25 protein-coding genes and 1 pseudogene are annotated in these 25667 nt (G+C 35.7%); 13 read left to right on the forward strand and 13 right to left on the reverse strand.

Features of this window, described 5'->3' with window-relative positions:
- The first annotated feature begins 129 nt into the window (after positions 1–129).
- The gene (locus CIK00_RS12075) at positions 130–4677 is read left to right on the forward strand and encodes a GEVED domain-containing protein (protein ID WP_101769107.1); all 4548 of its coding nucleotides are present in this window, start codon (positions 130–132) and stop codon (positions 4675–4677) included.
- Between the two features lie 276 nt (positions 4678–4953).
- Entirely contained in the window at positions 4954–5613 is a 660-nt protein-coding gene (locus CIK00_RS12080; RefSeq protein ID WP_101769108.1) for a nitroreductase family protein, read from the forward strand.
- A gap of 73 nt (positions 5614–5686) precedes the next feature.
- On the opposite strand, the gene CIK00_RS12085 is transcribed toward CIK00_RS12080, so the two are convergent.
- Together CIK00_RS12085 and CIK00_RS12090 are read right to left on the reverse strand one after the other, a co-directional pair.
- Positions 5687–6616, reverse strand: coding sequence for a LysR family transcriptional regulator (locus CIK00_RS12085; RefSeq protein ID WP_101769109.1), 930 nt, complete (start codon positions 6614–6616; stop codon positions 5687–5689).
- 47 nt (positions 6617–6663) lie between these two features.
- Complete coding sequence (locus CIK00_RS12090; RefSeq protein ID WP_101769110.1) at positions 6664–7383, reverse strand: sulfite exporter TauE/SafE family protein; 720 nt, start codon at positions 7381–7383, stop codon at positions 6664–6666.
- A gap of 338 nt (positions 7384–7721) precedes the next feature.
- On the opposite strand from CIK00_RS12090, the gene CIK00_RS12095 reads away from it, so the two are divergent.
- Positions 7722–8045: a hypothetical protein gene (locus CIK00_RS12095; protein ID WP_101769111.1), complete on the forward strand. Its 324-nt coding sequence runs from the start codon at positions 7722–7724 to the stop codon at positions 8043–8045.
- A 94-nt stretch (positions 8046–8139) separates the two neighbouring features.
- On the opposite strand, the gene CIK00_RS12100 is transcribed toward CIK00_RS12095, so the two are convergent.
- From CIK00_RS12100 to CIK00_RS12115, 4 genes and pseudogenes are all read right to left on the reverse strand, one after another.
- A complete protein-coding gene (locus CIK00_RS12100; RefSeq protein ID WP_101769112.1) occupies positions 8140–8598 on the reverse strand; it encodes an NfeD family protein in 459 nt (152 codons plus the stop codon).
- A gap of 14 nt (positions 8599–8612) precedes the next feature.
- Complete coding sequence (locus tag CIK00_RS12105) at positions 8613–9569, reverse strand: SPFH domain-containing protein (RefSeq protein ID WP_202820812.1); 957 nt, start codon at positions 9567–9569, stop codon at positions 8613–8615.
- A 266-nt stretch (positions 9570–9835) separates the two neighbouring features.
- Positions 9836–10075: pseudogene (locus CIK00_RS12110) on the reverse strand (transporter); the annotation flags it as partial.
- 155 nt (positions 10076–10230) lie between these two features.
- Complete coding sequence (locus CIK00_RS12115) at positions 10231–10683, reverse strand: DUF3069 domain-containing protein (RefSeq protein ID WP_101769115.1); 453 nt, start codon at positions 10681–10683, stop codon at positions 10231–10233.
- Between the two features lie 213 nt (positions 10684–10896).
- On the opposite strand from CIK00_RS12115, the gene CIK00_RS12120 reads away from it, so the two are divergent.
- From CIK00_RS12120 to CIK00_RS12140, 5 genes are all read left to right on the forward strand, one after another.
- A complete protein-coding gene (locus CIK00_RS12120; RefSeq protein ID WP_101769116.1) occupies positions 10897–11871 on the forward strand; it encodes a GGDEF domain-containing response regulator in 975 nt (324 codons plus the stop codon).
- A 183-nt stretch (positions 11872–12054) separates the two neighbouring features.
- On the forward strand, positions 12055–12714 hold the full coding sequence (locus tag CIK00_RS12125) for a YceH family protein (protein ID WP_167388549.1): 660 nt from the start codon (positions 12055–12057) through the stop codon (positions 12712–12714).
- Positions 12715–12828: 114 nt separating this feature from the next.
- Positions 12829–13116 carry a GIY-YIG nuclease family protein gene (locus tag CIK00_RS12130; RefSeq protein WP_101769181.1) on the forward strand — a complete coding sequence of 96 codons (288 nt, stop codon included), beginning with the start codon at positions 12829–12831 and terminating at the stop codon, positions 13114–13116.
- 79 nt (positions 13117–13195) lie between these two features.
- On the forward strand, positions 13196–13738 hold the full coding sequence (locus CIK00_RS12135; protein WP_045038076.1) for a YaeQ family protein: 543 nt from the start codon (positions 13196–13198) through the stop codon (positions 13736–13738).
- 321 nt (positions 13739–14059) lie between these two features.
- Entirely contained in the window at positions 14060–14716 is a 657-nt protein-coding gene (locus CIK00_RS12140; RefSeq protein WP_101769118.1) for a YdcF family protein, read from the forward strand.
- A gap of 100 nt (positions 14717–14816) precedes the next feature.
- On the opposite strand, the gene CIK00_RS12145 is transcribed toward CIK00_RS12140, so the two are convergent.
- The 3 genes from CIK00_RS12145 to CIK00_RS12155 all read right to left on the reverse strand — a co-directional run bounded on the left by CIK00_RS12145 (position 14817) and on the right by CIK00_RS12155 (position 17740).
- Positions 14817–16184, reverse strand: a complete 1368-nt coding sequence (locus tag CIK00_RS12145; protein WP_101769119.1) for a TrkH family potassium uptake protein — start codon at positions 16182–16184, stop codon at positions 14817–14819.
- Positions 16181–16843 carry a potassium channel family protein gene (locus CIK00_RS12150; protein WP_167388550.1) on the reverse strand — a complete coding sequence of 221 codons (663 nt, stop codon included), beginning with the start codon at positions 16841–16843 and terminating at the stop codon, positions 16181–16183. Before CIK00_RS12150 ends, CIK00_RS12145 begins: the two co-directional genes overlap by 4 nt.
- A gap of 537 nt (positions 16844–17380) precedes the next feature.
- Positions 17381–17740 (reverse strand): VanZ family protein, encoded by a 360-nt coding sequence (locus tag CIK00_RS12155; RefSeq protein ID WP_101769121.1) that lies wholly within the window; start codon positions 17738–17740, stop codon positions 17381–17383.
- A 213-nt stretch (positions 17741–17953) separates the two neighbouring features.
- Here CIK00_RS12155 and CIK00_RS12160 point away from each other — a divergent pair, with 213 nt between their 5' ends.
- Entirely contained in the window at positions 17954–18283 is a 330-nt protein-coding gene (locus tag CIK00_RS12160; protein ID WP_144043161.1) for a hypothetical protein, read from the forward strand.
- Between the two features lie 66 nt (positions 18284–18349).
- On the opposite strand, the gene CIK00_RS12165 is transcribed toward CIK00_RS12160, so the two are convergent.
- Both CIK00_RS12165 and CIK00_RS12170 read right to left on the reverse strand, forming a co-directional pair.
- Positions 18350–19732 (reverse strand): endonuclease/exonuclease/phosphatase family protein, encoded by a 1383-nt coding sequence (locus CIK00_RS12165; protein ID WP_101769182.1) that lies wholly within the window; start codon positions 19730–19732, stop codon positions 18350–18352.
- 164 nt (positions 19733–19896) lie between these two features.
- Positions 19897–20430, reverse strand: coding sequence for an NADPH-dependent FMN reductase (locus tag CIK00_RS12170; RefSeq protein WP_101769123.1), 534 nt, complete (start codon positions 20428–20430; stop codon positions 19897–19899).
- A 136-nt stretch (positions 20431–20566) separates the two neighbouring features.
- Here CIK00_RS12170 and CIK00_RS12175 point away from each other — a divergent pair, with 136 nt between their 5' ends.
- Positions 20567–21466 (forward strand): LysR family transcriptional regulator, encoded by a 900-nt coding sequence (locus CIK00_RS12175; protein ID WP_101769124.1) that lies wholly within the window; start codon positions 20567–20569, stop codon positions 21464–21466.
- A 138-nt stretch (positions 21467–21604) separates the two neighbouring features.
- Positions 21605–22129 carry a spermidine N1-acetyltransferase gene (gene speG, locus CIK00_RS12180; protein ID WP_045038084.1) on the forward strand — a complete coding sequence of 175 codons (525 nt, stop codon included), beginning with the start codon at positions 21605–21607 and terminating at the stop codon, positions 22127–22129.
- A 66-nt stretch (positions 22130–22195) separates the two neighbouring features.
- On the opposite strand, the gene CIK00_RS12185 is transcribed toward speG, so the two are convergent.
- Positions 22196–22855, reverse strand: coding sequence for a glutathione S-transferase (locus CIK00_RS12185; protein WP_101769125.1), 660 nt, complete (start codon positions 22853–22855; stop codon positions 22196–22198).
- Positions 22856–23037: 182 nt separating this feature from the next.
- Here CIK00_RS12185 and CIK00_RS12190 point away from each other — a divergent pair, with 182 nt between their 5' ends.
- Together CIK00_RS12190 and CIK00_RS12195 are read left to right on the forward strand one after the other, a co-directional pair.
- Positions 23038–24471 (forward strand): coniferyl aldehyde dehydrogenase, encoded by a 1434-nt coding sequence (locus CIK00_RS12190; RefSeq protein WP_101769126.1) that lies wholly within the window; start codon positions 23038–23040, stop codon positions 24469–24471.
- A complete protein-coding gene (locus CIK00_RS12195; RefSeq protein WP_101769127.1) occupies positions 24464–24898 on the forward strand; it encodes an RDD family protein in 435 nt (144 codons plus the stop codon). Before CIK00_RS12190 ends, CIK00_RS12195 begins: the two co-directional genes overlap by 8 nt.
- 77 nt (positions 24899–24975) lie before the next feature.
- Here the strand turns inward: CIK00_RS12195 and CIK00_RS12200 are convergent, their stop codons facing one another.
- Complete coding sequence (locus CIK00_RS12200; protein ID WP_101769128.1) at positions 24976–25548, reverse strand: PhnA domain-containing protein; 573 nt, start codon at positions 25546–25548, stop codon at positions 24976–24978.
- Positions 25549–25667: the final 119 nt, after the last annotated feature.

The following is a 25667-nucleotide window of genomic DNA, read 5'->3' on the forward strand; positions in this document are numbered from 1 at the left end:
AAAATAAAACAAGATCGGTTTGTTTTTTTTATTTTAAAATCAGTTAATTGGCATTTTCTCATTTTTGATTATTGTTGGTTTAATATATGCATGTTATCTCATCATTCTAAATTAGTCAGATGGTGAGATATGATCTTCAAAAGAGATAATGATTGTCGACAAATAACGTTTAGTATACTCACTATACTAATGACTTTTTGTATTATATTTTCTACAGCAATTCACGCGGCACACTGGCGTGGTGGTGGTATAACATGGTCACCAGTAGCTTTAGATGCCGATGGTATTAAAAATGATGTAATTATCACATTAAAAACCGCATGTCATGTTAATCGATCAGATTGTAATGGTAATCGTGTCTCTGTTTCGGGGGGGAGTAAAACGTATCTAGGTATAATTACAAATCAGATTATCAATGGCGAATATAAATTAGAAGTATCAGAAACCCAAATTAAAAATATTGATGTCAATACAACCTATTTTGCTAATTATGGTAGTTGTTGTCGCATCAATTTAAATAATAACTCTGGTGGTTATTGGAATATACAGTCAACAATATTAGTCCAAGGCGGTAATCGTGCACCGCTCATTGATTTTCCGATATTGTTTCAAGTTCCTCAACAAGAGACTGATGGTTCGGTTTTAACAAACTTTACGATTAAAATTCCAGCATTAGATCCTGATGGCGATAATATTAAATTCCGTGTCGGTAATACGAGTGAAATGGGTAATGGTGTCAACCCTCCAGGTTTAACAATTGATGAAAGTACGGGTGTTTTAACATGGAGTAATTCTGGTACATTAGCCCAAGGTTTATATAGTGCCGGCATTGTTGTCGAAGATGTTGATGATAATGGGGTTATCAAATCAAAAACACATTTCGATGTATTATTTAATTTAGTTGATAAACCTGTCGTTAGTTATATAGCGTTAACTGACAGTGAAGTCATTGTTAAAAAAGGAGATAGCTATACTTTTAATGTTACAGGGACGAATATTGATGTCATGAGTTTAGGTGATTTCTCTGGTGCTTTGGTTGAAACTGGGGTTGATGAATTTACATTTACACCAGGTGAAGTGGGTACAGGATTAGATCCTGGTATTTATCCAATGACATTTCAAGTTATAGATACGACCAATAATTATGTTCATGGGTATTTTACCGTAACCTATATTGTGCCTGATCCTCATGCACCTGAAATTTTAAACATTAATGGCGATAAATCTTTATATATTATGGGGCTTGTTGCTTCTTTAGATGTTAACGCTGATGCAGTAGCGACAGATATTGATAGTGTGACGTTAAATGGTGGTCAGCTTAAAATTAATGTGGCGTATAAAGATGCTGCAAATGAAATTACCTTTATTGAATCGGTTGGTGATGGTGCGGGTGAAATTCGAGTTGATGCTCAAAATAAAGTCTATTATGAAGGGGTTTTATTTGGTGAAATTGATATAATTAACAATGGTGTCGGAAAGCCATTACAGATTAATTTTATTGATGATGCGGCAACAACCACAACAGCTTCTGGATTAATGCAAGCTATTCGTTATCAGAATAACAGTGGCATTATTGGAAACCGTGATATCAGTGTTTATATTGAAGATGATACTGGGTTAAGTAATATTTATGCAATGTCGACGGATGTGCTACAAGGTGATAGGGGTGATGCATTATTAGCAAATAACGATGCTTTTCATGGCGAAGCGGATAGTGACGGTAATTATATTATGGATCTTCGTTTAGGTACGTTGTGGGATCCTAATATCAATGAACAAGATAAATTGGCGTTAGCTGATGATAACGATAATTTAGCTGATGATGATGGTGTGACATTTTCTTCATCTTTTATCAATATCAATAATAATCTTGATTTAACCATTGAAATTCAAGAAGAGATTGATAATGGACGTCAACTTCATGCTTGGGTTGATTTTAATCAAAATGGTGTATGGGAGGCTTCTGAAAAAGTAATTAATGATAATACTGCAATAGTTGGCAGTAAGTTATATTCAATTACAATGCCTAATAATGTTGTACTAGGTTATAGTTTTTTACGTGTTCGTCTTTGTAGTCTGAATACAACATGTGATACGCCAAATAGTATTTCTTATGATGGTGAAGTTGAAGATTATCGGTTATTTTTTACTGATTTAATTATTAATACAACCTGTGATGTAGTGCTTCAAACGGACGTGACTGCTGGTAATAACTATGCATTATCGCAATTAGATCCAACCTCAGATCCAATGGCATTTACAGCATTGTCGTCACCTATTTCTATTTCTGGTCATCCTACCGTTTCTGATATTAATAGCCTTGGCTTCAATCGAATACAAGGGCTCTTTTATGGTACTTTTTACAGTGCGGGTAATGCCTACTTATTTAGTACTGATCGCAGTGGTAATTCATTTATTGGTTTAGATTCAATAACCGCTAATGGCGCACAATCAATAACACATTCTAACCATGGTGTGATCACCTTTGCTGATGGTGATGCACTAGCGTTAACAGTTGGCGGCAATGCCATTGGTAGTGTGACGATGGGAGATATTTCAAGTGATGGATTATATCTTTATGTATCTTCAGCGACTCTAAAAGGGCTGATAAAAATATCATTAGTATCGGGTAAATTTGACGTTATTCCATTATCTCAATATATACATGATGGTGATATTGCCGTTAACACTGAAATCGATATGATTTATGCTACAAAGATGACTACAGGAAAGTTGTCGGTTATTACAACGCAAGGTATTGTTACTGAATATAATATGACTTATAACGGCGGTTTATTTCCACGAGATAGTAGTGGGGAAGCAATCTCGGGCGGTTTGATTGCGGATAAAAGTTATAATATTTATGCTTTTGTTAATAATGGTGATCATGATACCAATCAAGATGGTAGCTATGATTTAATTAATAAGTCGGCAGTATATAAAATAAATGTATTAACTAAAAAAATGACTTTTTTTGCCGCAGGACAAGATATTAATATTGTTGACCAAGATATAGCAGGTTGTTATTACTCACGTGATTATGGTGATGCTCTTCTATCTTATGGTATTGCAGGACATGATTATCTCGATATCACCCTTAATGGTAGTCAAGATCTTACTTTAGGTAGTTTATGGGATAGTGAATTAAGCACCAAAGGAAGTAGTGCCGCTGATACCGATCTTGAAGATGACGGCGTTAATGTTCCTGTATCGATTACCGTGGGTATTCCTGCTCAGATTACAGTGACAGTGCCCGCTACAACTGGTTTCTTAAATGTTTTTGTTGATCTTAATGGTGATGGTGATTTTAATGATAATGATGAACAAATTGAGAACGATAAAGTCATTAGTCAGCTGACAACAAATATTGAAATAACCATCGATCCTGCACAAACAGATGCCTATAACGGTGATAGCATTATGCGTTTCCGTCTTTGTAGTGCGGCTGGTGTTTGTAATACCGCGGCCAGTATTGCCCCTGATGGCGAAGTTGAAGATTACCAATTTAGGTTGATTAATCATATTGTTTTAAATGGTACCGTATTTGAAGATAATGCACTTGGAGCCGCTCTTGCTGCGCATGATGGCATAATGGATGGCAATGAAACAGGTCTTGCAGGCTTTACTGTCAGGGTGCTGTTTAATGAGCCTGTCGCTGCTGTTGGTTTTAATCCAGGTGATGTTATTACGACTGATATTAGTAGCGGTTCAGGGCAATATAGTTTAATTATTCCTGTTGTTCTTGCGGGTAAAAATCTTATGCTTGATGTGGTATCTCAGGCGGAATGGATTGATATTAGTGAAAATGACGGTGGCCATTCACAAGTTATAAGCGGTACAGTAACAGATAGCCAGATGATCGTGACTGTATCAGCTGGTGATAGTCTTAAAAACATCAACTTTGGTAAAGTGCAACAACCGGTTATGAATCCCGATAATTATTCTGAAGTTGAACCAGGTAAAACGATTGTTTTTCATCATAATTTTAGCGTTAATACAAGTGGTAGTGTTACATTTTCTATTGTAGATAAGGTCCTTACTCCAGTGAATAATGATTGGAGCACAGTACTGAAGCATAATATAGATTGTGATGATCAATTAAATAATAATCAGACTATTATTAATAGTATTAACGTTGATGCTGATACGAATAAAAATGTTTGTTTAGTTGTTCAAGTCTTTATTCCCGCTGATGCACCATTGAATAGCTTATTTAATTACACGATTAAAGCAGTAATGGTATTTGATGACACGACTTCCACCGGACATGGTGTTGTGAAAACGGTGGCTGATTCAGATACAGTACGTGCCGTTTTCTCGGGGGCAGGAACACTGAAACTAGAGAAAAAAGTTGCGAATATAACTAATGCTAATGGTAATGGCATTAGTAACAGTGGTAAACCTGGTGACATCGTAGAATATACTATTATTTTTTCCAATACAGGTAGTGGTGACATTACCGAAGTCATGATTTTTGATGCAGTGCCAGCATATACATCTCTTAATAGTGCGATTAATTGTAGTCGTGGCACTATTCCATCAGGGTTAACGTGTAGCTTTCTACCCATTGCGCCGTTGAATACTAGTGGTTATCAAGGTGGTGTGAAGTGGTTCTTAACAGGAGCATTAAAACCCGGTGAAAGTGGCAGTGTAGTGTATAGAGTCAATATTGATTAAGTAGTAAGCATTTTTAAAGTAGGAGGCGTATTTTGTCTCCTACTTTTTATTCGGTTTTTATTTAACTCATACTTTTATATATTGCAATAGCGGCACCAAAAAGCATAACTTGAACGTACCATCGCCGAATGGTGGCAATAATCTGATTTTAATGTCATTTGGATCTTGTTTGTATTATGGTAAAAAATATCCATAATATTTGGTTGTATAGACTATTTATTAAAACGCTGTTTATCTTTATTATTGCGGCATCAATGAGTTAATAGAGATATTATTATGCAACATCAAATTATTACCGATCTTAATAGCCGCTATACTGCAAAGCAATACGATAAAACTAAAAAAATTAGCGCTGAAAATATGGATGTCATTAAAGAAGCAATTCGTTTATCTGCTTCATCTATTAATTCTCAACCATGGAAGTTTATTGTTCTTGAAAGTGATGAGGCAAAACAGCGCTTTTATCAAACATTCGAAAATAAATTCCAATTTAATCAACACCATGCAACAGAAGCATCACATATTGTTTTGTTTGCATATAACCCTTCTTATACTAAAGATGACTACCGCCATGTGGTTGATGTTGAGGTGTCATCAGGACATTTACCAGCAGAAAAATATAATGATATGTTAGATGGCGCTTATGGTTTTGCTGAATTAAATACCGATGAAAATGGATTTAATGGTCATTGGACAAAAGCGCAAAGCTATATCGCATTAGGAAACGTATTGCATGTTCTTGCTCGATTGGGTATTGCGTCAACAACAATGGAAGGGGTTGATTCAGAATTGATTGGTTCAGCTTTTAAAGATGAACTTGGTGGTTATGTTTGTGATGTTGCTCTTGCTATGGGATATCCTTTAGAAGGACAAGATTATAACTTCGGTTTACCAAAAGCGCGTTTAGCTGAAGCTGATGTTATTACCGTTATTTAATATTGCTAACATAACGCGATGATAACGTTTGAATAGACTCTAAATTCAAACGTTATCATTTTTATAAGCCTACTTATTGAGGTAAATAAGCTTCCCATCTTGGTGGGGTGCCAATGTGTTCTTGAACTGCATGAATAAATTCTTTCACCAACATCGTCTGTTTTCTGTGAGGGTATACAGCATAAATTGCTGTGTTTGAACGTGATATTGTCATTTCTGGTAATAGCTGTACTAAGTCTAGGTTCTCAAGTGAATCTTCTAAGTTAGACAAATCTATTAACGCATATCCCAAGCTATCTTTGGCTGCATTTATCATCGTTTTTACATCACTGACTTTATATTTAGCTTGCATCTTGTAAGTAATAAAATCGGTATCTGTTATATTGTCTTTGATCTGTAATTGATCAAGCGTCACATCAATATTATTGTAAACAATAGCTGGTAATTGGGTTAGTTGTTGTGCTGATTGGGGAAAACCATAACGATGAACAAAAGCAGAAGAAGCAATTAAAATAAAATGGGTGTCTGCTATTTTTTTTGCAATTAAATTAGATTCAGTTAGTTTTCCAAGTCGAAATGCAATATCAAATTGTTCTGAAATAATATCTGCTTTTCTATCATCAAGTGAATGGATGATTTGGATATCAGGGTATTTGTTTATGAAACACGAAATGACAGGTTGTAAGTAGTTTTGTCCAAAGTAAATTGGAGATGTAATACGTAAAATACCTTTGGGCTGTGATTGGTATGACTTCGCAATAAGTTGGATATCATCTAAGATATCGTTAAGTTTAATCGTTTGTTCGAGAATATTCTCACCAGCAGACGTCAATGAAAATGATCGTGTAGATCTATTTAAAAGTTGAACGCCTAATTCTATTTCTAATTTTTTAATTTTTTTTGATAATGATGAATTATCCATGTTATGTAAAGCCGCTGCTTTTGAAAATGAACCTTGATGAACAACGTCAGCAAACAATAATAATTGAGTAGTTAATGACATTATTTATTCCTTCAATGTCCAATGAAAAAAGTGCGCTAATAGATTAACTATATTAAACTTTTGTATATTGCAATAAAACCACAAATTAAGCATAGCGTTAATGCACCGTAACGAATCGTTTGTTTAGGTAACGATTGGGTTGTTTTTAATGCTAACCAATATCCAGCCCATGCTGCGGGCAGTAAAGGTAATGTTAGCCATAATTTGTCGATATTTAAAAAACCAACGGGAATTAAGGTTATTAAAGAGATAATCGAACTAAATACAAAAAAAGCCGACAAATTCCCCCGTAATTGATTCGCTTCCTGGTGCTGTAACAGTATAGCCATCGGTGGGCCACCAATCGCTGAACTAGTGCCAAATAATCCTGAGAAAAATCCTGCAATAACCATTCTTTTTGGGGTTGGCTCAATTCTAAATGGCATTATACTAATAAAAACGGCAAGTAATACTAATAAACCTACCCATAATGATAAGCTTTGTGTTGAAACAAAAACGAGTAGCGTTGCACCTGCAATAGATCCTGGAATACGTCCTAAGATGGCCATTTTTAATCCGCCTAATTCAATACTATTGCGATGTTTTAAGCTATTAAGTAATGAGATAAAGAGGGCAACTAGACAAATAGGGGCGGGGACATACTGGGGTGCAATAATAATAAGAATCGGGGCTGAAACGATAGCAAGTCCAAAACCAATAGCTGTTTGTACAAAAGATCCTAAAAAGATCATTATCATTGCCAGTAATGCTGTTGGATCAATAGTCATAATTAGATTCTTACATTGAGAATTGTATACTGTTCGCTATTGTTATCTACCATGGCTTTTTATGCAATCAAGAAACGAATCTGTATGGCATAAACAGCATAATGTTAATTATACTAAGACACAGTTATTTTGATAATTTATCTAAAAAAGTAAACCTTGTTTTAGTCTATTAGCATGTTCTTTTTTGCTGGTACAATTATATTGTGGTACAAAGTTAGTGGTTTATGATCGGTGAAATCGTGAATAATGTTCACTTTTTTTTAAGGGGCATTTAATGTATTCAAACTATGATCTTGTAAATCACCGTAATAGACTATTGTAATTTACAAGATGCATTGATGATGAATATCACTTACAGTGAAAATCGACATTTACGTAAATTTTTTCATTTACACGAGCAATATCAAACTATTATTTATCAAGATGTCAGAGAGCGTTTACCACTATTAATTGCGAGTCAGTCTATAAAAATAAAGACAGCAAGACAATTTCGGTGTGGTGGTTTGAAAATATATGAATATAAGATTGTTGCCGCTAAAGATGCCGTATTTCGGTTAGCTTATACCTATCTTAATGACACAATCAATGTGATTTATATTAGCCAGACAATTATTAAACATCAGTTTTGTAAGTTATTAGAAAAAACAGAGCTTGTTGATTAATGAAATATATCATTTTTAATATAGAAATAAGCCGTTAAGAAATATTAACGGCTTTATCTATTTACGTTGTTATTAGATTTTGTAATATCAAGCTTTATTTTATTAGCTTATCTATTGGTTCAACCCATAAAACACCAACTTCTTTTTTTACTACTTTAACGGTTACACCTTTTTCTATTACGGTGTTTGATTTAAGTAACCATTGAATACCTGAGTAATTAAAGGTATAGCGTTCTGATGGTAATAAATCTTTTTCTAGTTCAAATGTTATAACAGCAAAATCACTCTTTATATCGGTTTTACTGGGTTTGTTTTGTAATTTTTTTAATGGCTTCCAAAGTACAATGGCTAATACTAAGGTTATAATGGCTAAGGTTAAAATCGTCGTTATCCAATTCGCCTCTAGCATACCCATGTAAATTAAGCCACTGGTGATCAACATGGCAATGCCGAAAAATAGCAGTACAAAGGTACTACAACCCAGAATTAACACTTCAATGATAAGAGTGAGTAATCCCAATATCACTAATGTTTGTGGGATATTGCTAAACATATCGCCCCTTAGCTCTAAGAATTATTTTTTTGAGCTTTATTAATCAAATTGATAATTGATAAACCTTGCGCAACCATTGAGCTTGCACTAGTTGAGTCTTCTGGCAATAAAACAACTGAAGATTCTTTAGCAATGGCTTTTTTTGCCTCAATGGCTTTCGTTGCTAATTCAAGTTGAATTGCTTTTTGACCTTGTTCAGTATCAGCCGCTTCACCTATTGTGCGTAATGCCTGTGCTTGTGCATCGGCAACCGCTAAAATTGCTGAAGCTTCACCTTCTGCTCTAAGAATTTGTTCTTGCTTATCTGCTTCTGCCGCTAATACTTGAGCTTGTTTTTTACCTTCCGCGATATTGATAGCAGATTGACGATCACCCTCAGATTCAAGAATTTGCGCTCTTTTTTCACGTTCTGCTTTCATTTGAGCTTCCATTGCTTCCATTACAGAGCTTGGTGGCACAATGTCTTTTATTTCATAGCGTAGTACTTGAACGCCCCAAGGGTCAGATGCGGTATTTATAGCTGCAACAATATTAGCATTTAAAAGATCACGTTCTTCAAATGTTTTATCTAATTCCATTTTACCTAATTCAGAACGCATGGTGGTTTGCGCCAGTTGAGTAACGGCAAATCTATAATCATCAACACCATATGTTGCTTTGTAAGGATCTAGAACTCGAAAATAAAGTACACCATCAACAACAAGGCTAATATTGTCTTTTGTGATAGCTGATTGTGACGGTACATCGACAGCCGTTTCTTTTAGGCTTCGTTTGGCGCCAATACTGTCAATAAAAGGAATAAGAAAATTCAAACCCGCTTCTTTGGTGGAGCGGTATTTTCCGAAACGTTCAACAAGCCATGCTTCATTTTGAGGTACAAAAATAATACTTAATTTAAGCGTAATAACAATAAATATTAGTAGGTATAATTGTGGGCTTGAGAGTAAATTAATAATGAAATCGAGTGGCATTATACATTCCTTATGTTTGATTAAGTGTCAATATTATACATGAACCAGCATATCACATATTTTTATTACATTTATAATAGGCAATTCAATTCGTGAGATGCAACTATAGAATATGTAATAATTATTTTAATAAAGACACTATGTTGTCGGAATAATAAATATAAAAATGGTAGTATAAATACGCTAATGATAATAATTTTTAGCGTATTTATATAGATAAATTCATTCAGTTTTAATTAGTTACTTAAGTAATGTAATAGTCTATTTTAACGTTGCTGTAAAGGATACGAGCGATAGCGCCATAAACCATACACTTGAAGCCCATCACGGTATTTGCCGACTAATTCTTTATTTTTTGGAATAACTAAAGTTGATAATGGTCTGTCTGCAACACTTACACTATCAAAAATGACACCACCAAGTCCTGTTTGCCAACTCGCAATATCAAACACTGCCTGATCTCGCCGAACATGGCTAGCTGAGCTGATAATTGTTGCATGATCTATTTAGTGTTGAGCACAATATTTTTAGTTGCTAACCTTTAGTTAAACAAAGGTAAATAATTGACCATAAATATGTATTATCTAATAAATATTAATTATAAAAAAAAGAAAGAGTGGATCACTCTTTCTTTTCATATTAATGATCGTAGTAATAATAATTACTTTTGAAAAATTTCAGTAAACTCGCGTTTCATTGGTGGATTGCGACGCGCTTTTTTTAATTGCTTACACATGTCTTTTACACAGTTAACTAAAACTTTATCAAGCATAGATGCTTTGTATTCAGCTTGTTCATCTGCACTCATGTCTTCTGGGAATTTGGTATCTTGCATTTCACCAAGGAAGTCAACGCCAGAGTAGCTTTGGCTTAGTGCAACTAAAGAGTGAAATTGCTCAAAATTATCCAAAACATTTTGGGCGCTTGCTGGTAATGCGTTCCATGCTTCACGTGAAGTCGGCTCTGATACCTTATAAACGTTTACAAGCATATCAATCAACTCTGCTGGTACTTCTTCAACTGTGGCTACTTGGCGAAGTTCTGGAGAACAGTCATCTAATGTAAATACTGTTTCTTCGATGATTTGTTCTTCGTTGTTATTAATTTCAGACATAGTTTTTCCTAACGCATTGTGTTTTGAGAGGAGGAATCCTATATTCCTACTGATAAATGTCAATATATGATTATAAAAGTAATAATAAAATTTATTTTAGTGAATAGTCATGGTGTAATCACGCTGTTAAGTTTTTTTTTCATAATATGAATATATGGCATGAGTGATGCAATATGTTTTATATTGTAAATTGGCTATTGTAAAGGATTTAATATGGGAGTGATGCGGATTTTAATTGCCGATGATGTTGCCAGTGAGCGATTATATGTAGCGGCATGTCTAACAAACCTTGGCCATCATGTTAAGTCAGTATCATCAGGTGCGGAGTTATTGAAGTGTTATTCGGAATTTCAGCCTGATTTGTTATTAATTGATATTGAAATGCCAGAACAAAATGGCATTGAATTAGTGTCTATGATTCGACATAAGTATCCAGAATGGGTACCGATTATCTTTTTAAGTGGTCTTGATGATCCTCATATTATAGCTAAAGCTATTGATATTGGCGGGGATGATTATTTAGTTAAACCAGTAAATCCAATTATTTTAGCGGCTAAAATGCAAGCAATGGGTCGTATTGCTGTGATGCGACAACGATTAGAACATACCACGGTACAGTTGCAAAAAGTAAACAAACTGTTATTAGAACAAGCAAATAAAGATCCATTGACTAAACTTGCCAATCGTCGTTATCTTGACCAAAAGTTAACAGAATTTATTGCATTACATGGGCGAAATAATTTACCACTGACAATTATTTTACTTGATGTTGATTTTTTTAAATTATTTAATGATTATCAAGGACATATAGAAGGTGATCATTGTCTTAAACTATTGTCATCTACATTGAAAAAAACATTTAATAGAGCGGGTGAAGTTTGTGGCCGTTATGGCGGTGAAGAATTTATTATCTTAATTTGTAATTGTAATCAAAAACAAGCAATTAAAGAGTGCCAACGTTTAAAGGATGCTATTCAACAGTTAGCGATACCACATGATAATTCATTAATAAGTGATCAATTAACGGTGAGTCAAGGTGCTATCTCATGGGTACCTACAGGGTTAGAATTAGTTGAGAATTTATATCAAGCGGTTGATACATTGTTATATCAAGCAAAAGATAATGGGCGTGATCAATTTGTAACAGCAGAGTATCCACATTCTTTAGTGAGTCATAATGAAAACTAATTTTTACTTGTCTATGACTAAAATTTACAGGATTTATAACCTAACTACTTGCTGGCAAAGATAAACGTGCTAGTCTTCCTAGAGTATTTTGACACTGTATTATCGTAATGGCTTTTTGAGTGACAAGTGTCGAGATCTTACGGTTACTAGAAAGCCATATTAAGTAAGATAAAGAGGATGATCATGGATATGCAGTTAACAGAACAACAGGCTCGAGTAATTGGTTGTTTACTTGAGAAAGAAATTACTACTCCAGATCAATATCCTTTAACGCTTAATCTATTGACGACAGCATGTAATCAAAAATCAAGTCGTGAGCCCGTAATGGCGCTTGATGAAGCAATGATACTTGATACCCTTGAAGAGCTTAAAGAAAAACGAATGGTGAGCGATGTATCCAGTTTTGGTAGTCGTGTTTCTAAGTTTCAGCATCGTTTCTGTAATACTGAGTTTGGTTCATTGCAATTTACTAAACAAGAACTCGGAGCAATGATTGTATTATTATTACGAGGGCCACAAAGTGCAGGTGAAATTCGTACTCGTACTAATCGTTTATGTGATTTTGTGGATACACAAGAAGCGGAAGCTGTACTCGAACAATTAGCATCAATTGATAATGGGCCTTATGTTATTAGGTTACCTAAAGAATCAGGTAAACGTGATTGTCGTTATATGCATCTACTTAGTGGTGATATTGATGTTGACAATTATACGCCCGCTAAAGCAATGACTGCGAATAGTACTATTAATGAAGAACGAATTATTGCATTAGAACAAGATGTTGAACAATTAAAACAGCAAGTTATTGAATTACAATTAATGTTAGAATCATTAACGGAATAGTTTCTATTATTCACGAATACTGGTAGATTGTTCTGCCAGTATTGCCGTCGCTTTCATCATTTTATATAGGCTCAACATCTTATGTTGGGCCTGTTTATTTTACGGCTTGTTATTATGTCAACCACGCCTTGGTTTGTTTATCTTATTCGTACTCATAAAGGAATGCTTTATTGTGGCGTTACTATTGATGTTGCTCGTCGTTTTGAAGAACATCAACACAGTAAAAAAGGGGCAAAATACCTTAAAGGTAAGGGGCCTTTAACATTAACATGGTCGCAACAAGTAAAATCTAAACGCGATGCAATGCAATTTGAGTATCGAATTAAAAAACGGTTAACAAAAGCACAAAAAGAAGATCTTATTCAGCAAAATATATCGTTATATACATTATTTTCTGATTAAGGTGACACCAATATTTTTTGTGTAGGTAAGTTGTCTATATGCCTACGCGGTTATTTAGTAATAAATTAAAGGGTTACCGATGGCGATTAGTGCCACTATATATAAAGTAAACATGAACGTAGCAGACATGGATCGCCATGTTTATCTTGATGGTCAGCATACTGTTGCTTGCCACCCATCAGAAACATTACAACGCTTTATGCTGCGAGTGCTTGCTTGGGGATTAAATGCAGACACTGATTTACAATTTACGAAGGGTGTAAGTTCTGCAGAAGAACCTGATTTATGGACTAAAAATCTGGTTGATGAAATTGAATTATGGGTTGAGTTGGGTCTGCCTGATGAAAAACGTATTCGTAAGGCATCGCATCGTGCTAAAAAAGTGATTGTATATGCTTATGGCGATCATGCTGCACCTGTATGGTGGCAAGCAAATAAAACTAAAATTAGTGCTTTAAAGAATGTCTCTGTGGTCTTTATTCGCGATGAAGAACTGAAATGCTTAGAAACATTGGTTGAGCGTTCAATGCAGTTACAGTTGACGATTGAGAGTGAGCAAGCGTGGTTAAGCGATCAACATGGTACTAGCATTGCGATTTTACCTGAATGGTGGCAGCGTTAATTGCTAGCGACAAATAGCGATAATTGAATGGGTGGAGTAAGTGTAAACTTGCTCCACTTTTTTTATTTTTAAAATGGCTTTTTGTTTTTTATGGTGTTCTGAAAAACTATCATTGTTGATATGTAATATATTGGTGTATGTTGTTTAAGGTATATTAAAATACGATTTATTATGAGATTAATATTTATCATATTAGCAATTTACAAATTATTGTTTTAATTTTTTGTTATTGAAAGACAGTATTTAACGTTATATTTTATAGGTCAGTTATTTTAATAGTATATGTTTTTTAAGTAATATGTTGATACAAAGGGATTGTTTATGTCGTCAGGAATTTATCGTTCAGCTAAAATTGTTTGGGATTATCATTTATTACATCAACCATTAGTAAAAAGTGATTGTTTGTTTGTACTGTGTAGTAATGATATTCGAGTCGCAGAATATGCCGCTCAGCTTTTTTTGCAAGGTTATGCTCCTTATATTGTATTTTCTGGCAATGTCGGTGAAATTACACAAGGATTATTCCCATGCTCTGAAGCGGAACATTTTGCCAATATTGCCTGTGAAATGGGTGTTCCGAGTGAATGTATTCATGTTGAACCTTTCGCCACAAATACTGGCGACAACATAATCAAAACCCGTGAATTACTCATGGAAAAAAATCTTGATCCTCAACGGTTTATCTTAGTGCAAAAGCCATTTATGGAACGTCGCACTCTTGCCACATTTGAAAAATTATGGCCAAGTAAAACGGCACAAGTAACATCTCCGCCATTAACCTTTGATGAGTTTGCGAATGATGTGATTAGCTACGGTGATATGGTCAATGTGATGGTGGGGGATTTGCAGCGCATTCGTTACTATCCAGCATTAGGTTTTTCAACTGAGCAAGTCGTTCCAACGGCGGTATGGCAAGCTTATGAGTACTTAGTTGCCGCAGGATTTGATGATCATTTAGTCGCAGATATTTCTCGATAATGAATTATAAGTAAATAAAAAGGCGTGTTTCTTTGATTAGGAAACACGCCTTTTTATTGAGTACCGATTTTATTGGGTAATAACCCTTATGCGGTATGGATCAACCTGTCGACACGTTATCTTCAGGATAACGCAGTAATGTTGGTTTTGGACGCGCTAACATATAAGCCAGTGTTAGTGGACCAAGACGGCCAATAATCATTACTACGATGATAATATACTTACCCGGCTCAGATAACGTTGCCGTTAAACCCGCAGTAACACCAACAGTTGCAAAGGCTGAAATGGTTTCAAACATCACCTCATAGAACGGTGCTTTCTCTGTTAGCATTAATGCAAACATTGCGATTAATAAAACAATGCCACTGACCACAATAATAGCTAATGATTTTGTTACCGTTTGATTTGAGATTGTACGCTTAAAAAGTACAACCCGATCACGTTGTTTTAAAAATGACCACGTAGCTAAAATAGCCACAACAAAGGTAGACACTTTAATACCACCACCTGTTGATGTTGGACCTGCACCAATGAGCATTAATAGCATCAGTACTAATAAACCAGGTTCTGTAAAAGCACCAATGTTGACACTATTAAATCCCGCAGTACGCACGGTTGCTGATTGGAAGAATGCCGCAAGCCATTGACCTGATGTATTTAAGCTGCCAAGCGTTTGCATATTATCGTGTTCAAGTAGCCAGATCATTATTGTGCCGGCGAATAATAATATAGGTGTGGCTATAATCATTATTTTTGAATGCAATGATAAAAAATGAAATCCACGATGTAAATTACGGTGTAAATCTGAAATAACTGTAAAACCTAAACCACCGAAGATAAACAGCATCGCGACAGTAATAATCACTAAGGGATCATCAACATACTGGGTCAAATTATCAGAAAATAATGAAAAACCGGCATTATTAAAGGCGGATATTGAGTGGAAAACGGCGGTAAAAAGCCCTTTATCCCATCCCATCATTGGCACCCAACGTAACGATAGGAAAAAGGTACCAATTAACTCACAGGTAATCACAAAGATAATTATGTGTTTGACGAGTAAACGAATATTAATGAATTTTTCTTGCCCGAGTTGCTCTTTTGTTAGCGATTGTTGGCGTAGGCTAACACGGAGGCCAAACATATATAACAAAACAGCAGATAAGGTCATCTGCCCAAGGCCACCGATCTGCATTAGGATCATTAATAACACTTTACCACTAGTGGAAAAGTGAGTACCCGTATCAACAACACCAAGTCCTGTTACACTGATTGCTGATGTCGCCGTAAAAAGTGCATCGACAAAATTTAACCCTGAAACAGAAAAAACGGGTAACGTTAATAAAATAGCGCCAGGGATCAATATAGCTAAAAAGCTAAAGATGATAATTTTTGGCTCAGACCACCGTTTATCGCGCTTATTTGTTTTTATTGGGACATACATTGTCCGATTAGGGATAAAACTCATAACTTTCTTAACGTTTCTGATAGTACATCTTCAGGACCTGTAATAATAAGGATATCACCAACTTGCATTTCCATATCCATATCAGGTGCCTTACGTACTTCAGGACCACGTTTAAGTGCTAATACTTGTGTTTGATCGCTATTTGCACACGGGTGTTTAGCGATAGGTTTACCCATATTACGAGCTGTAACAACAACTTCAGCTAATGAGATACCACTGCCTAGCTCTGAAAATTCAAATACACGTTTGTCTAGCATGTTACGTGCAATACGAATACCCATATCAAGCTCTGGTCTTATGATTTTATCTGCGCCAATTTTCGAAAGGATTTTACAATGTGGGTTATCTTTGGCTTTGACCCAGACAGTTTTTACACCGGCATCTTTTAATAATAGGGTTGTTAATATGTTGGCATTGATATCATCACCAATCGCGACCATGACTAAATCATAATCGTCAAGTTTAAGCTCTGCTATTGTCGCTTCATTTGAACAGTCAGCAACGACAGCTTGAGTGGCAATATCTGCGGCTTGACGGACACAGGTTTCATTTATATCAATAGCTAATACTTGTGCTCCACGCTCGCTTAACTCTGCACACAGAGACATACCAAAGCGACCGAGGCCAATAACAGCAAACTGTTTATCTTCAGGATTCATTTTTTTCCCCCACATTACTTTAGTGTAATGCTTTATTTGTTTTGTTGTTGATTGTAAAAACATTAAGTTAACAAATTAGCTATTACTATGCTATCTGAGTATCCGTCTCGTTATGTCATTTTGTATTATGACGATATACATAGAAACATCATATTCCAGTTAGATATAATTTTTGGATATTGCTCGTATTTTTTAAGTAATACAAGTTAATGAATCATAAGCATTACTTTTGACTTTTTTTTAAAAAGTATGTGGTACTATATAACTATTTGATTGAAAATGTTTTTTTTTGTAATTTTGTGAGTAATAATAAATTAGAGTGTTGAAAATAGTAATCTTATATTTAATTCTAATGCTATTCTTTACTTGAAAATGATGAATTATCAGCCTATATGATACTGTTTTTATTGTTTAAGATAGTTTAAAAACCATTATTGGAGCTATATAGTTATATATAGCCAACATAAGCGTAAATAACCATTATCATTGTTAATAAGTAGGCAGAGAATAATAAACGCTTTTATTCAGCATCAACAGTTAACTGGTTTTCTTGCAAATATACGCCATTATTCTAGCAAGAATAAAACCACTGATTAACCCTCCTGTATTGGCTGCAAGATCAAGCCATTCACCATAGCGATTAACATAAGGTTGAATTAATTCAATCGCACCACTCCAACAAAAGAAAAAGACAGCGATCCATTGCCATTGTTTCGGTTTAACAAAAGCAACGGCAAACATTAATGTGGCATAAGCAATAAAGTGGTGGGTTTTATCTGATCCTGACACGACAGGTAATTCAGTTTGAGGGGTTAAAGATAAGACAGTAATTAAGGCAAGGATCAAGACACTAATGAGCGTCCAATGGTCATAAAAAAATCGGCTAATGCGTGACATGGTTGATGAGTCTCGTGAGAAAATAAGTTGTAAATTATATCGTTGCTGATTAATGATAACAACTGTGATGATGGCGGATAATTACTTATATATAAATGGAATAATTATAATGTCAGTCTTATTTATATTTACGTTAACTGTAATTGAATGGAGTGTCGTAGTCATAACGTTCTATGATATGTCATTAAGATTATAAGTGAAGATAGGTTAGTGGTGGCTAAAGTTCATATATCTCAATTGTTTCAGACTTTTCAATGTGCGTTATCTACTCTGGGGGCTGGAGAAGCAATAGAGGCCAGAACCTTTAAAAAAGATCGCGGTATAGTGGTATTAAAACAAGATGCAGAATATTTTGTGTTTAAGCAATTTGGTTTTAATTCTCAAACATTGACCCTTAATAGAGCAAGCTTACTGAAACAACTTAAGAAGTCGATTGCAAAAGAGTTTCCACGTAGCAACATGGCATGGATTGTCCATTGTGAAGGGATTAGTTCTATTGATCTGTTGGTTTCAACACAAAATTTTCAGCCAAGTTTATTTTAAATAAAAAGACGCTTAACCCTAAAGATTAAGCGCCTGAGTGACTTTATTGCATAGAGAATGATAGATTTATAACGTTGCTTTTATCCATACCATACGGTGATCAGAAGAAACGTCTTTTCCTTTGCCTTTTTTACCAATTCGCTCGTCGTTTACCAGTAAGCGACCTAGCTCACCATTAGCTGGCCAATATACGCCAGAGTCAATGATACGTAGGTTATGAGACGGAATAGCATGATCGACTTGTAAACCAAAGTTACTGGTTAAACGATTTGGGTAGGGGTTATCTTGGCGACATTCTTTATCAGCATAGCAAGTTTCAGCCCCTAAACTGGTTGGCGTTAATGCGCCATCACTTGCCTGTTGGTTAACACGATGATGCATTAATAAGCTTTCAATGGTTTGACGATAGCCGTCACCAGCATATGGGTCTGCATTTAAATCGCCAACAATCACAAATTGCTCATCTTCCGCGAGACCGCCAGTTGTGCCTTTATCATCATAAATGAAGTCACCATTGGTGATGTAATTATTCCAAAATTGGATTTCATCACGGTTCTTCATTTTATTATTTTGAGACACAGTATCAAACACGGGCGGTGTTGGGTGTGACATCAGAATATGAATGGTTTGATCACCATTAGCGGTTGGAATAATGATAGGAGCATCTACGTGATTTTTTGATGATAAGCGCAGTTGTTCCCATTCATTAGCGGTGTACCATTTATCACCACATACCATACCGTCTGGAATTTGGTTCTTGGCATCATTACAATTTGTGATAACAGGATTTTCAGCTGACGGAAGATCTTTCCACTTAAATGTTTGGAATGTACGCGTTTTTGCAGTATCAATTTTATATTGAGACATCAATGAGAAGCCATATTGGCCATGATATATTCCAAAGCCCCATGCATCATTAGGACCTGAATTTACTTTGCCATCATTATTGAGGTCTAATCCACTCATTAAGCCAGTGTTAGTGGCATAACTTTCAAAGAAGGGGTACTTAATGGGTTCTAATGTATCGCCACCAGTAATGCTGTTAGGACTTTGTCCAATAGATAAATAATTATCTTGGAAGCCAGTAAGTGCTGCTGTATTTTCACCCGTTCCATCATTATTGAATTCAGCTAATAAAATAATATTAGGACGTTTTGTTTGAATGATGGCAGCGACATTACGAATTTGAATGATTTTAAGTGCTTTTTCTGTTTGAGCACTATTCAGTGTCTTGGTGTTAAAACCATCCACTAATGTTTGTTGCTCTGCTGGTGATGTTTGCATTTCATCAACCAGTTGTTCAAAACTGTTACGATCAAACGAAAGATTAAATGTTGCGATAGTGACGTCGTTGGCAATGGGTGTAATGTCATTAGAATTTTGACTATTACACCCACCTAATAATGCTGAAGTAATGGCAATCGCAGCAAGACGTTTAATTAATTTCATAAATAAGCTCAGTAATTTAGCAACAAACTGTTCATTGAATGGCCTGAAGTATACTGATAGATTCATTAATAATAGTGATCGCTATAGCACTTTCCTGCAATTAATACGTATGTAATATAAGATAATTAATAACTCTGGAACTAAGATCAAAATAAGATGAAGTGCTATTTATTATTGGTTAAGTTATTAACGACATTTATTAATGCGGTGTTGATGTCACTATTGGTTATTTTTCCAATACCAAGATCAAAATTATCATAAAAACTTGGAATAGAGAGTGATGCCTTTACATCGCCATTGAAATAAGGCGCTGAATTAACCGCCGTTGCTAAAACACTACTCGCACCACCAGGGCCTGGTGATGTGGCAAGTAATAGCATTGGTTTGTTTTGGTAAACTTTAGGTTCGATGCGTGACGCCCAATCAAACAGGTTTTTATATGCGGCGGTGTATGAGCCATTATGTTCTGCAAAAGAGATAATGACAGCATCGGCTTGAGCAATACGATTTAAGAAGTCTTGTGCTAGCGTGGGAATACCTGTTTCTGTTTCACGATCAATACTATAAAGCGGCATTTCAAAATCGTTAATATCTAAAACATCAATATCAGCCCCTGCTGCTAATGATGCAGCGTACGTAGCAATGTGTTTATTAATTGATTGACGGCTATTGCTTGCTGCAAAAGTAAGTAATTTCATTTGGGATCCTTTATAACGTACGCTACGTTTTTATGGGTAATTAAGAAAAAGTAATAAATGCCTTGATTGCGTGAATTAAGTGTATATTAATAACTAAATATAATTAATGCCTTAAAAGTGTTTTAACTATTTCCATATGACTAATAATAAACTATTTGATGGTATCGTCGTTTTTGTTCAAGTTATCAAAAGCGGTGGTTTTGGTGCCGCCGCTGAGGTTTTAGGACATTCGAATTCTTATATAAGCAAAGAGATTAATAAGCTTGAATCTCGACTTGGTGTACGGTTGTTGAATCGTACAACACGATCAGTTGCGCTAACCCCAGAAGGAGACGTGTATTACCAAGAGTGTTTGCAGTTGGTTATGGATGCAGAACAAGCGCTTGGATTGATGTCGCAAAATAGCTTGAATCCGAAAGGTTTACTTAAAATAAGTTGTCCGGTGTGGTTGGGTTCTCAATATTTACAACAGGTATTTAGTGAATATTTAACGCTATACCCAGACATGCAGTTAGATATTGATTTAAGTGATAAGACGGTCGATGTTGTTGCTGATGGATATGATCTTGTTATTCGTGCTTCAGCGACGTTAGCGGAATCAAGTTTAATTTGTAAGCGGTTATTTAGTTGTAATATTCATACCGTGGCATCGCCTGAATATTTACGACAACATGGTTTTCCAAAGCATCCTTCTGAATTACAACACCATTATTGTCTTTGCTACAGTAATTTAAAACATGCCGATCGTTGGCAATATACAGATGCAGAAAATAAAGTTTTTAATGTTGATGTTCAACAAAAGTTACGATGTAACAATACGCCGATGACGGTCGCGATGGCCGTTGATGGCATGGGGATCTGCCATGTACCAACGTTTTATATTGAATCACAGTTACAACGTGGTGAGTTAACGATATTGTTTCCTGAGTTTGATAAGACATTAGTGAATGTGTATGTGGTTTATCCTAGCCGTAAGCATTTATCAGCAAAGGTGAGACGATTCATTGACTTATTAGAACGTAGAATGAGCAAGTAGCTTTGTTTTCAATATTTTGACGTAAAATTTTACATTTTTCGTCTTTTATTTTTATGGTTTAGTGATATTTTCTAGTTATTAATAAGTTCAGCTGTATATTATTTTAGAATAGTAAATTTTAGGGAATGGATAACCATAATGAATAATGAAATTCGTCTTCGTGCTTTAGAACAAACTGATTTACGTTTTATTCATCAACTAAACAATAACCGCGCCATTATGTCATATTGGTTTGAAGAGCCGTATGAATCATTTTATGAGCTAGAAGAGTTGTACCGTAAGCATATTCACGACAGCACTGAGCGACGTTTTATTGCTGAAAATAATGATAAAGAGTCAATTGGTCTGGTTGAATTAGTTGAAATTAACAGTATTCACCGCAGTGCAGAATTTCAGATTATTATTGCGCCTGATTTTCAAGGTAATGGTTATGCGCGCGCACTAATTAATCGTGCGTTGAATTACGCCTTTACTATTTTGAATCTACATAAAGTCTATTTGCATGTAGCAACAGCAAATGAAAAAGCCATTTATTTATATGAAGAATGTGGTTTTATTGAAGAAGGTCATTTAGTTAAAGAGATCTTTATTGACGGACAATATACTGACGTTAAACGTATGTATATGCTTCAGGATGAATACCTTTCTAGTCGTAATAAGTAATTTTCATCCCCCAGAGAGCGCAATGTTGTCTGGGGGATTTATATTAATAGTTGCATGTGAGTAAGGTTATACTGTTTCGTAATAAGATGATGGCGTTGAAGCCCCTGATTGCCATAATGTTTTCTTTTTCATGACTTGTGAAAAGATAGGATCTTGGTAATGCTGCTCTAGCCAAGCTTTTAATTTAGGGTAGGGTGCGTGGCGAAACCACTGCCGTTCAACATGAGAAAATTGACGAATAAAGGGTAAAATAGCGTAGTCGGCTAAACTGGGATGATCACACATAAAAAAGCGGTGTTTATTTAATCTTAGTTCAAGATCATCAAGAAACGACTGACATAAATTACGGTAGATCATACTATCTGAATTATGATATCGAATATCGGCTTTGTAATGTTCTAATGCTGCAATGTATTTACAATCATTACGTGCAATAAGATTGATCATATCTGTGAACAAATGCGTACTATCGGCTAATAATAAATTGTGCGGATCATGCTGATTTAACGCCCACACCATAATAGATAAACTTTCATCAATATAATCACCATTACTTAATACTAATAGCGGAACGGTACCTTTAGGGGTAATGGCAAGCATCTCCGCGGGCTTGTCTGTGAGTGAAATGTCACGTATGTCTATCTCTTGTTCGGCTAGGCGTAGACCTAACCGCGCTCTAATGGCATAGGGGCATTGACGTAATGTGTAAAGTATTGGTAGCGTCATTTTATCCCTCCGAAAAATTCCGTCCTTAATGTGATTAAGTTTAGTGCAAATTCGACTAAATGATAAATTAAGTGTATTCAACTGTATTGTTATTAGAGATAGTGAGACTACTATTTGCACATGCTTATTTTTATTGTTCACTATTGTGGTATTTCATGTGGTTAACAGTATAGAGGAATATTATGAGTGATTTATTGATAGCAAGCGTACTTGAACAATATCGTCAGCGTCAATATGATGCTTTCATGCAGCAGCCGATGCCGATGGTTGAAGATCGTATCGCTGCCCTAAAAAAAGTAAAACAATTAATCATTCAGCATCAAGCTCAGATTTGCGAAGCGATTGCGGCTGATTTTGGTTGTCGCTCTGCAAGTGAAACCGCATTATTAGAAATATTTACGTCTTTAGAATCGATAAATGATGCGATTAAACATGTTAAGGCATGGATGAAGCCTCAACGTCGACATACTTCTTTATGGTTCAAACCCGCAAAAAATAGTGTTATTCCTCAGCCGTTAGGGGTTGTGGGCATTATTGTACCGTGGAACTATCCACTTTTTTTGACTATTGCTCCAATGGTAGCGGCACTTGCTGCTGGTAATCGAGTCATGGTTAAAATGTCAGAAAATTCTCAACATCTATGTCAGCTATTACAACAATTATTTGCGGCTGATTTTAGTAATGAGCAGATTTGTATTATTGCTGAAGAAGGACAAACAGGGATTGCTTTCTCACAATTAAAATTCGATCACCTTATTTTTACGGGTTCAACGACTACGGGTAAGGCTGTTATGGCTGCTGCTGCAACCCATTTAGTGCCTGTGATATTAGAACTTGGCGGTAAATCTCCGGTTATCTTGGCGGATGATTATGATATAAAGACGGCATTATCACGTATCTTAGGTGGTAAGGTTTATAACAGCGGTCAAACCTGTGTCGCTCCTGATTATTTGTTGATCCCACAAGCATTAGAAGATGAGGTTATTCGCCAAGCTCAAGCGATTATGGCAAAGCGATTTAGTGATATTCAGCATCCTGATTATACCTCGATTATTGATGATGCATCTTTTTCTCGTTTATGCGATACCGTCAAAGATGCCATCGAACAGGGTGCAAAGGTTATTAATTTGATCCCTCAGTCAAAGCTTGATCCGCAACAACGTAAATTCCCCTTACAACTTGTTTGTCAGCCTACCGATGCGATGATAGTGATGCAGCGGGAAATATTTGGACCATTACTGCCAATTGTCACCTATAAAACCTTACAGCAAGCATTAGATTATATTAATGCCAGAGAACGACCATTAGCGCTGTATTTATTCAGTAATAATAAAGCGGTGCAGCAGCAGGTATTAGACCAAACACGTTCAGGTGGGGTTGCAATCAATGATGTTATGTTACATGTCGCGCAGGATGATTTACCGTTTGGCGGTGTAGGGCATAGTGGAATGGGGCATTATCATGGTCGAGAGGGATTTGAGCGCTTATCTAAAATGCGTCCGGTAATGCATCAAGCAGCGTTAAGTTCAACTAAATATCTGTATGCACCTTATGGGAAAATAGGTAAACGATTAATTAATTTTATTATAAATAGGAAATTTTCTCGATATGAATAAAGAAATGATGCCTATATATGTGGGTTTTTGGCAGCGAGTGTTAGCCAGTTTAATTGATACTGCTATTGTAGCGTTGATTAGTGCACCATTAATGTATCTTGTTTATGGTGAAATGCATCCACAAACTGACGTGTTCATTATTGGACCGATGGATGTCATTATTAACTATTTATTGCCTTTTATCGGCGTGATTTTATTTTGGGTTTATAAATCAGCAACGCCAGGGAAAATGGTGATTAAAGCACAGATTGTTGATGCTAAAACGGGTAATAAACCCAGTGTTAAACAATTGGTAATACGTTATTTAGGCTATTTTGTTTCAACGATACCGTTCGGACTTGGTTTAATGTGGGTTGGTTGGGATAAAAGAAAGCAAGGTTGGCATGATAAATTAGCCAATACCGTTGTCGTTAAATATTTGAAATAAAAGAACACTAGGAAGACAAGAAAGCCCCTGCTGAGAATATCAACAGGGGCTTTCTTTATTCTCAAATACAGTAAGAATTACTTCTTAGTGAACGCTGAGATGATCACCATTTGCACACCGTCAGCACGACCTTGGATGTGAAGTGGGTTGTCAGATAAGCTGATGTTACGTACTGGTGTACCACGCTTGATAACCATGCTTGAACCTTTAACTGGTAGATCTTTAATGATAGTTACGCTATCACCAGCTTGAAGGATTGCACCATTTGCATCGCGAGTAGGGATTGAAGCTTGTTCTTCTTCAACAAGACCTTTTTCAGCCCACTCTTTAACGTTATCTTCTAAATACATCATGTCAACGAGATCCATTGCCCAATCAGTTTTAGTTGAAAGACGCTTAAGCTGGCGATATACCATAACTTGAACAGCAGGAACTTGACTCCACATGGTGTCGTTTAGGGCACGCCAATGGTTTTCGTCAGTTGTTTCTGGGTTTTCAAGCTGACCACGGCAAGTATCACAAAGAAGTACACAACAACCTGCACTCTTGTCTTCAGAAGCAGGAACAGCGTATACCGCTAGATTGTTTTCAGAAGAACATAGCTCACATTTTGATTCACTACGCGTTTTTAATGCTTGTTCGATAGTCATGGGAATTGTCCATTGATTTATTGTGCCAATATTATGCCGTTCTATTGTACAGAAGAAAAGCAAACATGTCCCTGATCACGAAATTTATAGTACAACAGACTGTTTAATATCCAGCTAGC

The sequence above is a fragment of the Photobacterium carnosum genome (assembly GCF_002849605.1).
GTDB lineage: Bacteria > Pseudomonadota > Gammaproteobacteria > Enterobacterales > Vibrionaceae > Photobacterium > Photobacterium carnosum.

What these genes read in the sequence shown, in the direction of transcription:
- CIK00_RS12075 (WP_101769107.1), top strand. Translation starts at nt 130, where the DNA reads ATGATCTTCAAAAGAGATAATGATTGTCGACAAATAACGTTTAGTATA.
- CIK00_RS12080 (WP_101769108.1), top strand. Translation starts at nt 4,954, where the DNA reads ATGCAACATCAAATTATTACCGATCTTAATAGCCGCTATACTGCAAAG.
- CIK00_RS12085 (WP_101769109.1), bottom strand. Translation starts at nt 6,616, where the DNA reads ATGTCATTAACTACTCAATTATTATTGTTTGCTGACGTTGTTCATCAA.
- CIK00_RS12090 (WP_101769110.1), bottom strand. Translation starts at nt 7,383, where the DNA reads ATGACTATTGATCCAACAGCATTACTGGCAATGATAATGATCTTTTTA.
- CIK00_RS12095 (WP_101769111.1), top strand. Translation starts at nt 7,722, where the DNA reads ATGATGAATATCACTTACAGTGAAAATCGACATTTACGTAAATTTTTT.
- CIK00_RS12100 (WP_101769112.1), bottom strand. Translation starts at nt 8,598, where the DNA reads ATGTTTAGCAATATCCCACAAACATTAGTGATATTGGGATTACTCACT.
- CIK00_RS12105 (WP_202820812.1), bottom strand. Translation starts at nt 9,569, where the DNA reads ATGCCACTCGATTTCATTATTAATTTACTCTCAAGCCCACAATTATAC.
- CIK00_RS12115 (WP_101769115.1), bottom strand. Translation starts at nt 10,683, where the DNA reads ATGTCTGAAATTAATAACAACGAAGAACAAATCATCGAAGAAACAGTA.
- CIK00_RS12120 (WP_101769116.1), top strand. Translation starts at nt 10,897, where the DNA reads ATGGGAGTGATGCGGATTTTAATTGCCGATGATGTTGCCAGTGAGCGA.
- CIK00_RS12125 (WP_167388549.1), top strand. Translation starts at nt 12,055, where the DNA reads ATGGATATGCAGTTAACAGAACAACAGGCTCGAGTAATTGGTTGTTTA.
- CIK00_RS12130 (WP_101769181.1), top strand. Translation starts at nt 12,829, where the DNA reads ATGTCAACCACGCCTTGGTTTGTTTATCTTATTCGTACTCATAAAGGA.
- CIK00_RS12135 (WP_045038076.1), top strand. Translation starts at nt 13,196, where the DNA reads ATGGCGATTAGTGCCACTATATATAAAGTAAACATGAACGTAGCAGAC.
- CIK00_RS12140 (WP_101769118.1), top strand. Translation starts at nt 14,060, where the DNA reads ATGTCGTCAGGAATTTATCGTTCAGCTAAAATTGTTTGGGATTATCAT.
- CIK00_RS12145 (WP_101769119.1), bottom strand. Translation starts at nt 16,184, where the DNA reads ATGAGTTTTATCCCTAATCGGACAATGTATGTCCCAATAAAAACAAAT.
- CIK00_RS12150 (WP_167388550.1), bottom strand. Translation starts at nt 16,843, where the DNA reads ATGAATCCTGAAGATAAACAGTTTGCTGTTATTGGCCTCGGTCGCTTT.
- CIK00_RS12155 (WP_101769121.1), bottom strand. Translation starts at nt 17,740, where the DNA reads ATGTCACGCATTAGCCGATTTTTTTATGACCATTGGACGCTCATTAGT.
- CIK00_RS12165 (WP_101769182.1), bottom strand. Translation starts at nt 19,732, where the DNA reads ATGAAATTAATTAAACGTCTTGCTGCGATTGCCATTACTTCAGCATTA.
- CIK00_RS12170 (WP_101769123.1), bottom strand. Translation starts at nt 20,430, where the DNA reads ATGAAATTACTTACTTTTGCAGCAAGCAATAGCCGTCAATCAATTAAT.
- CIK00_RS12175 (WP_101769124.1), top strand. Translation starts at nt 20,567, where the DNA reads ATGACTAATAATAAACTATTTGATGGTATCGTCGTTTTTGTTCAAGTT.
- speG (WP_045038084.1), top strand. Translation starts at nt 21,605, where the DNA reads ATGAATAATGAAATTCGTCTTCGTGCTTTAGAACAAACTGATTTACGT.
- CIK00_RS12185 (WP_101769125.1), bottom strand. Translation starts at nt 22,855, where the DNA reads ATGACGCTACCAATACTTTACACATTACGTCAATGCCCCTATGCCATT.
- CIK00_RS12190 (WP_101769126.1), top strand. Translation starts at nt 23,038, where the DNA reads ATGAGTGATTTATTGATAGCAAGCGTACTTGAACAATATCGTCAGCGT.
- CIK00_RS12195 (WP_101769127.1), top strand. Translation starts at nt 24,464, where the DNA reads ATGAATAAAGAAATGATGCCTATATATGTGGGTTTTTGGCAGCGAGTG.
- CIK00_RS12200 (WP_101769128.1), bottom strand. Translation starts at nt 25,548, where the DNA reads ATGACTATCGAACAAGCATTAAAAACGCGTAGTGAATCAAAATGTGAG.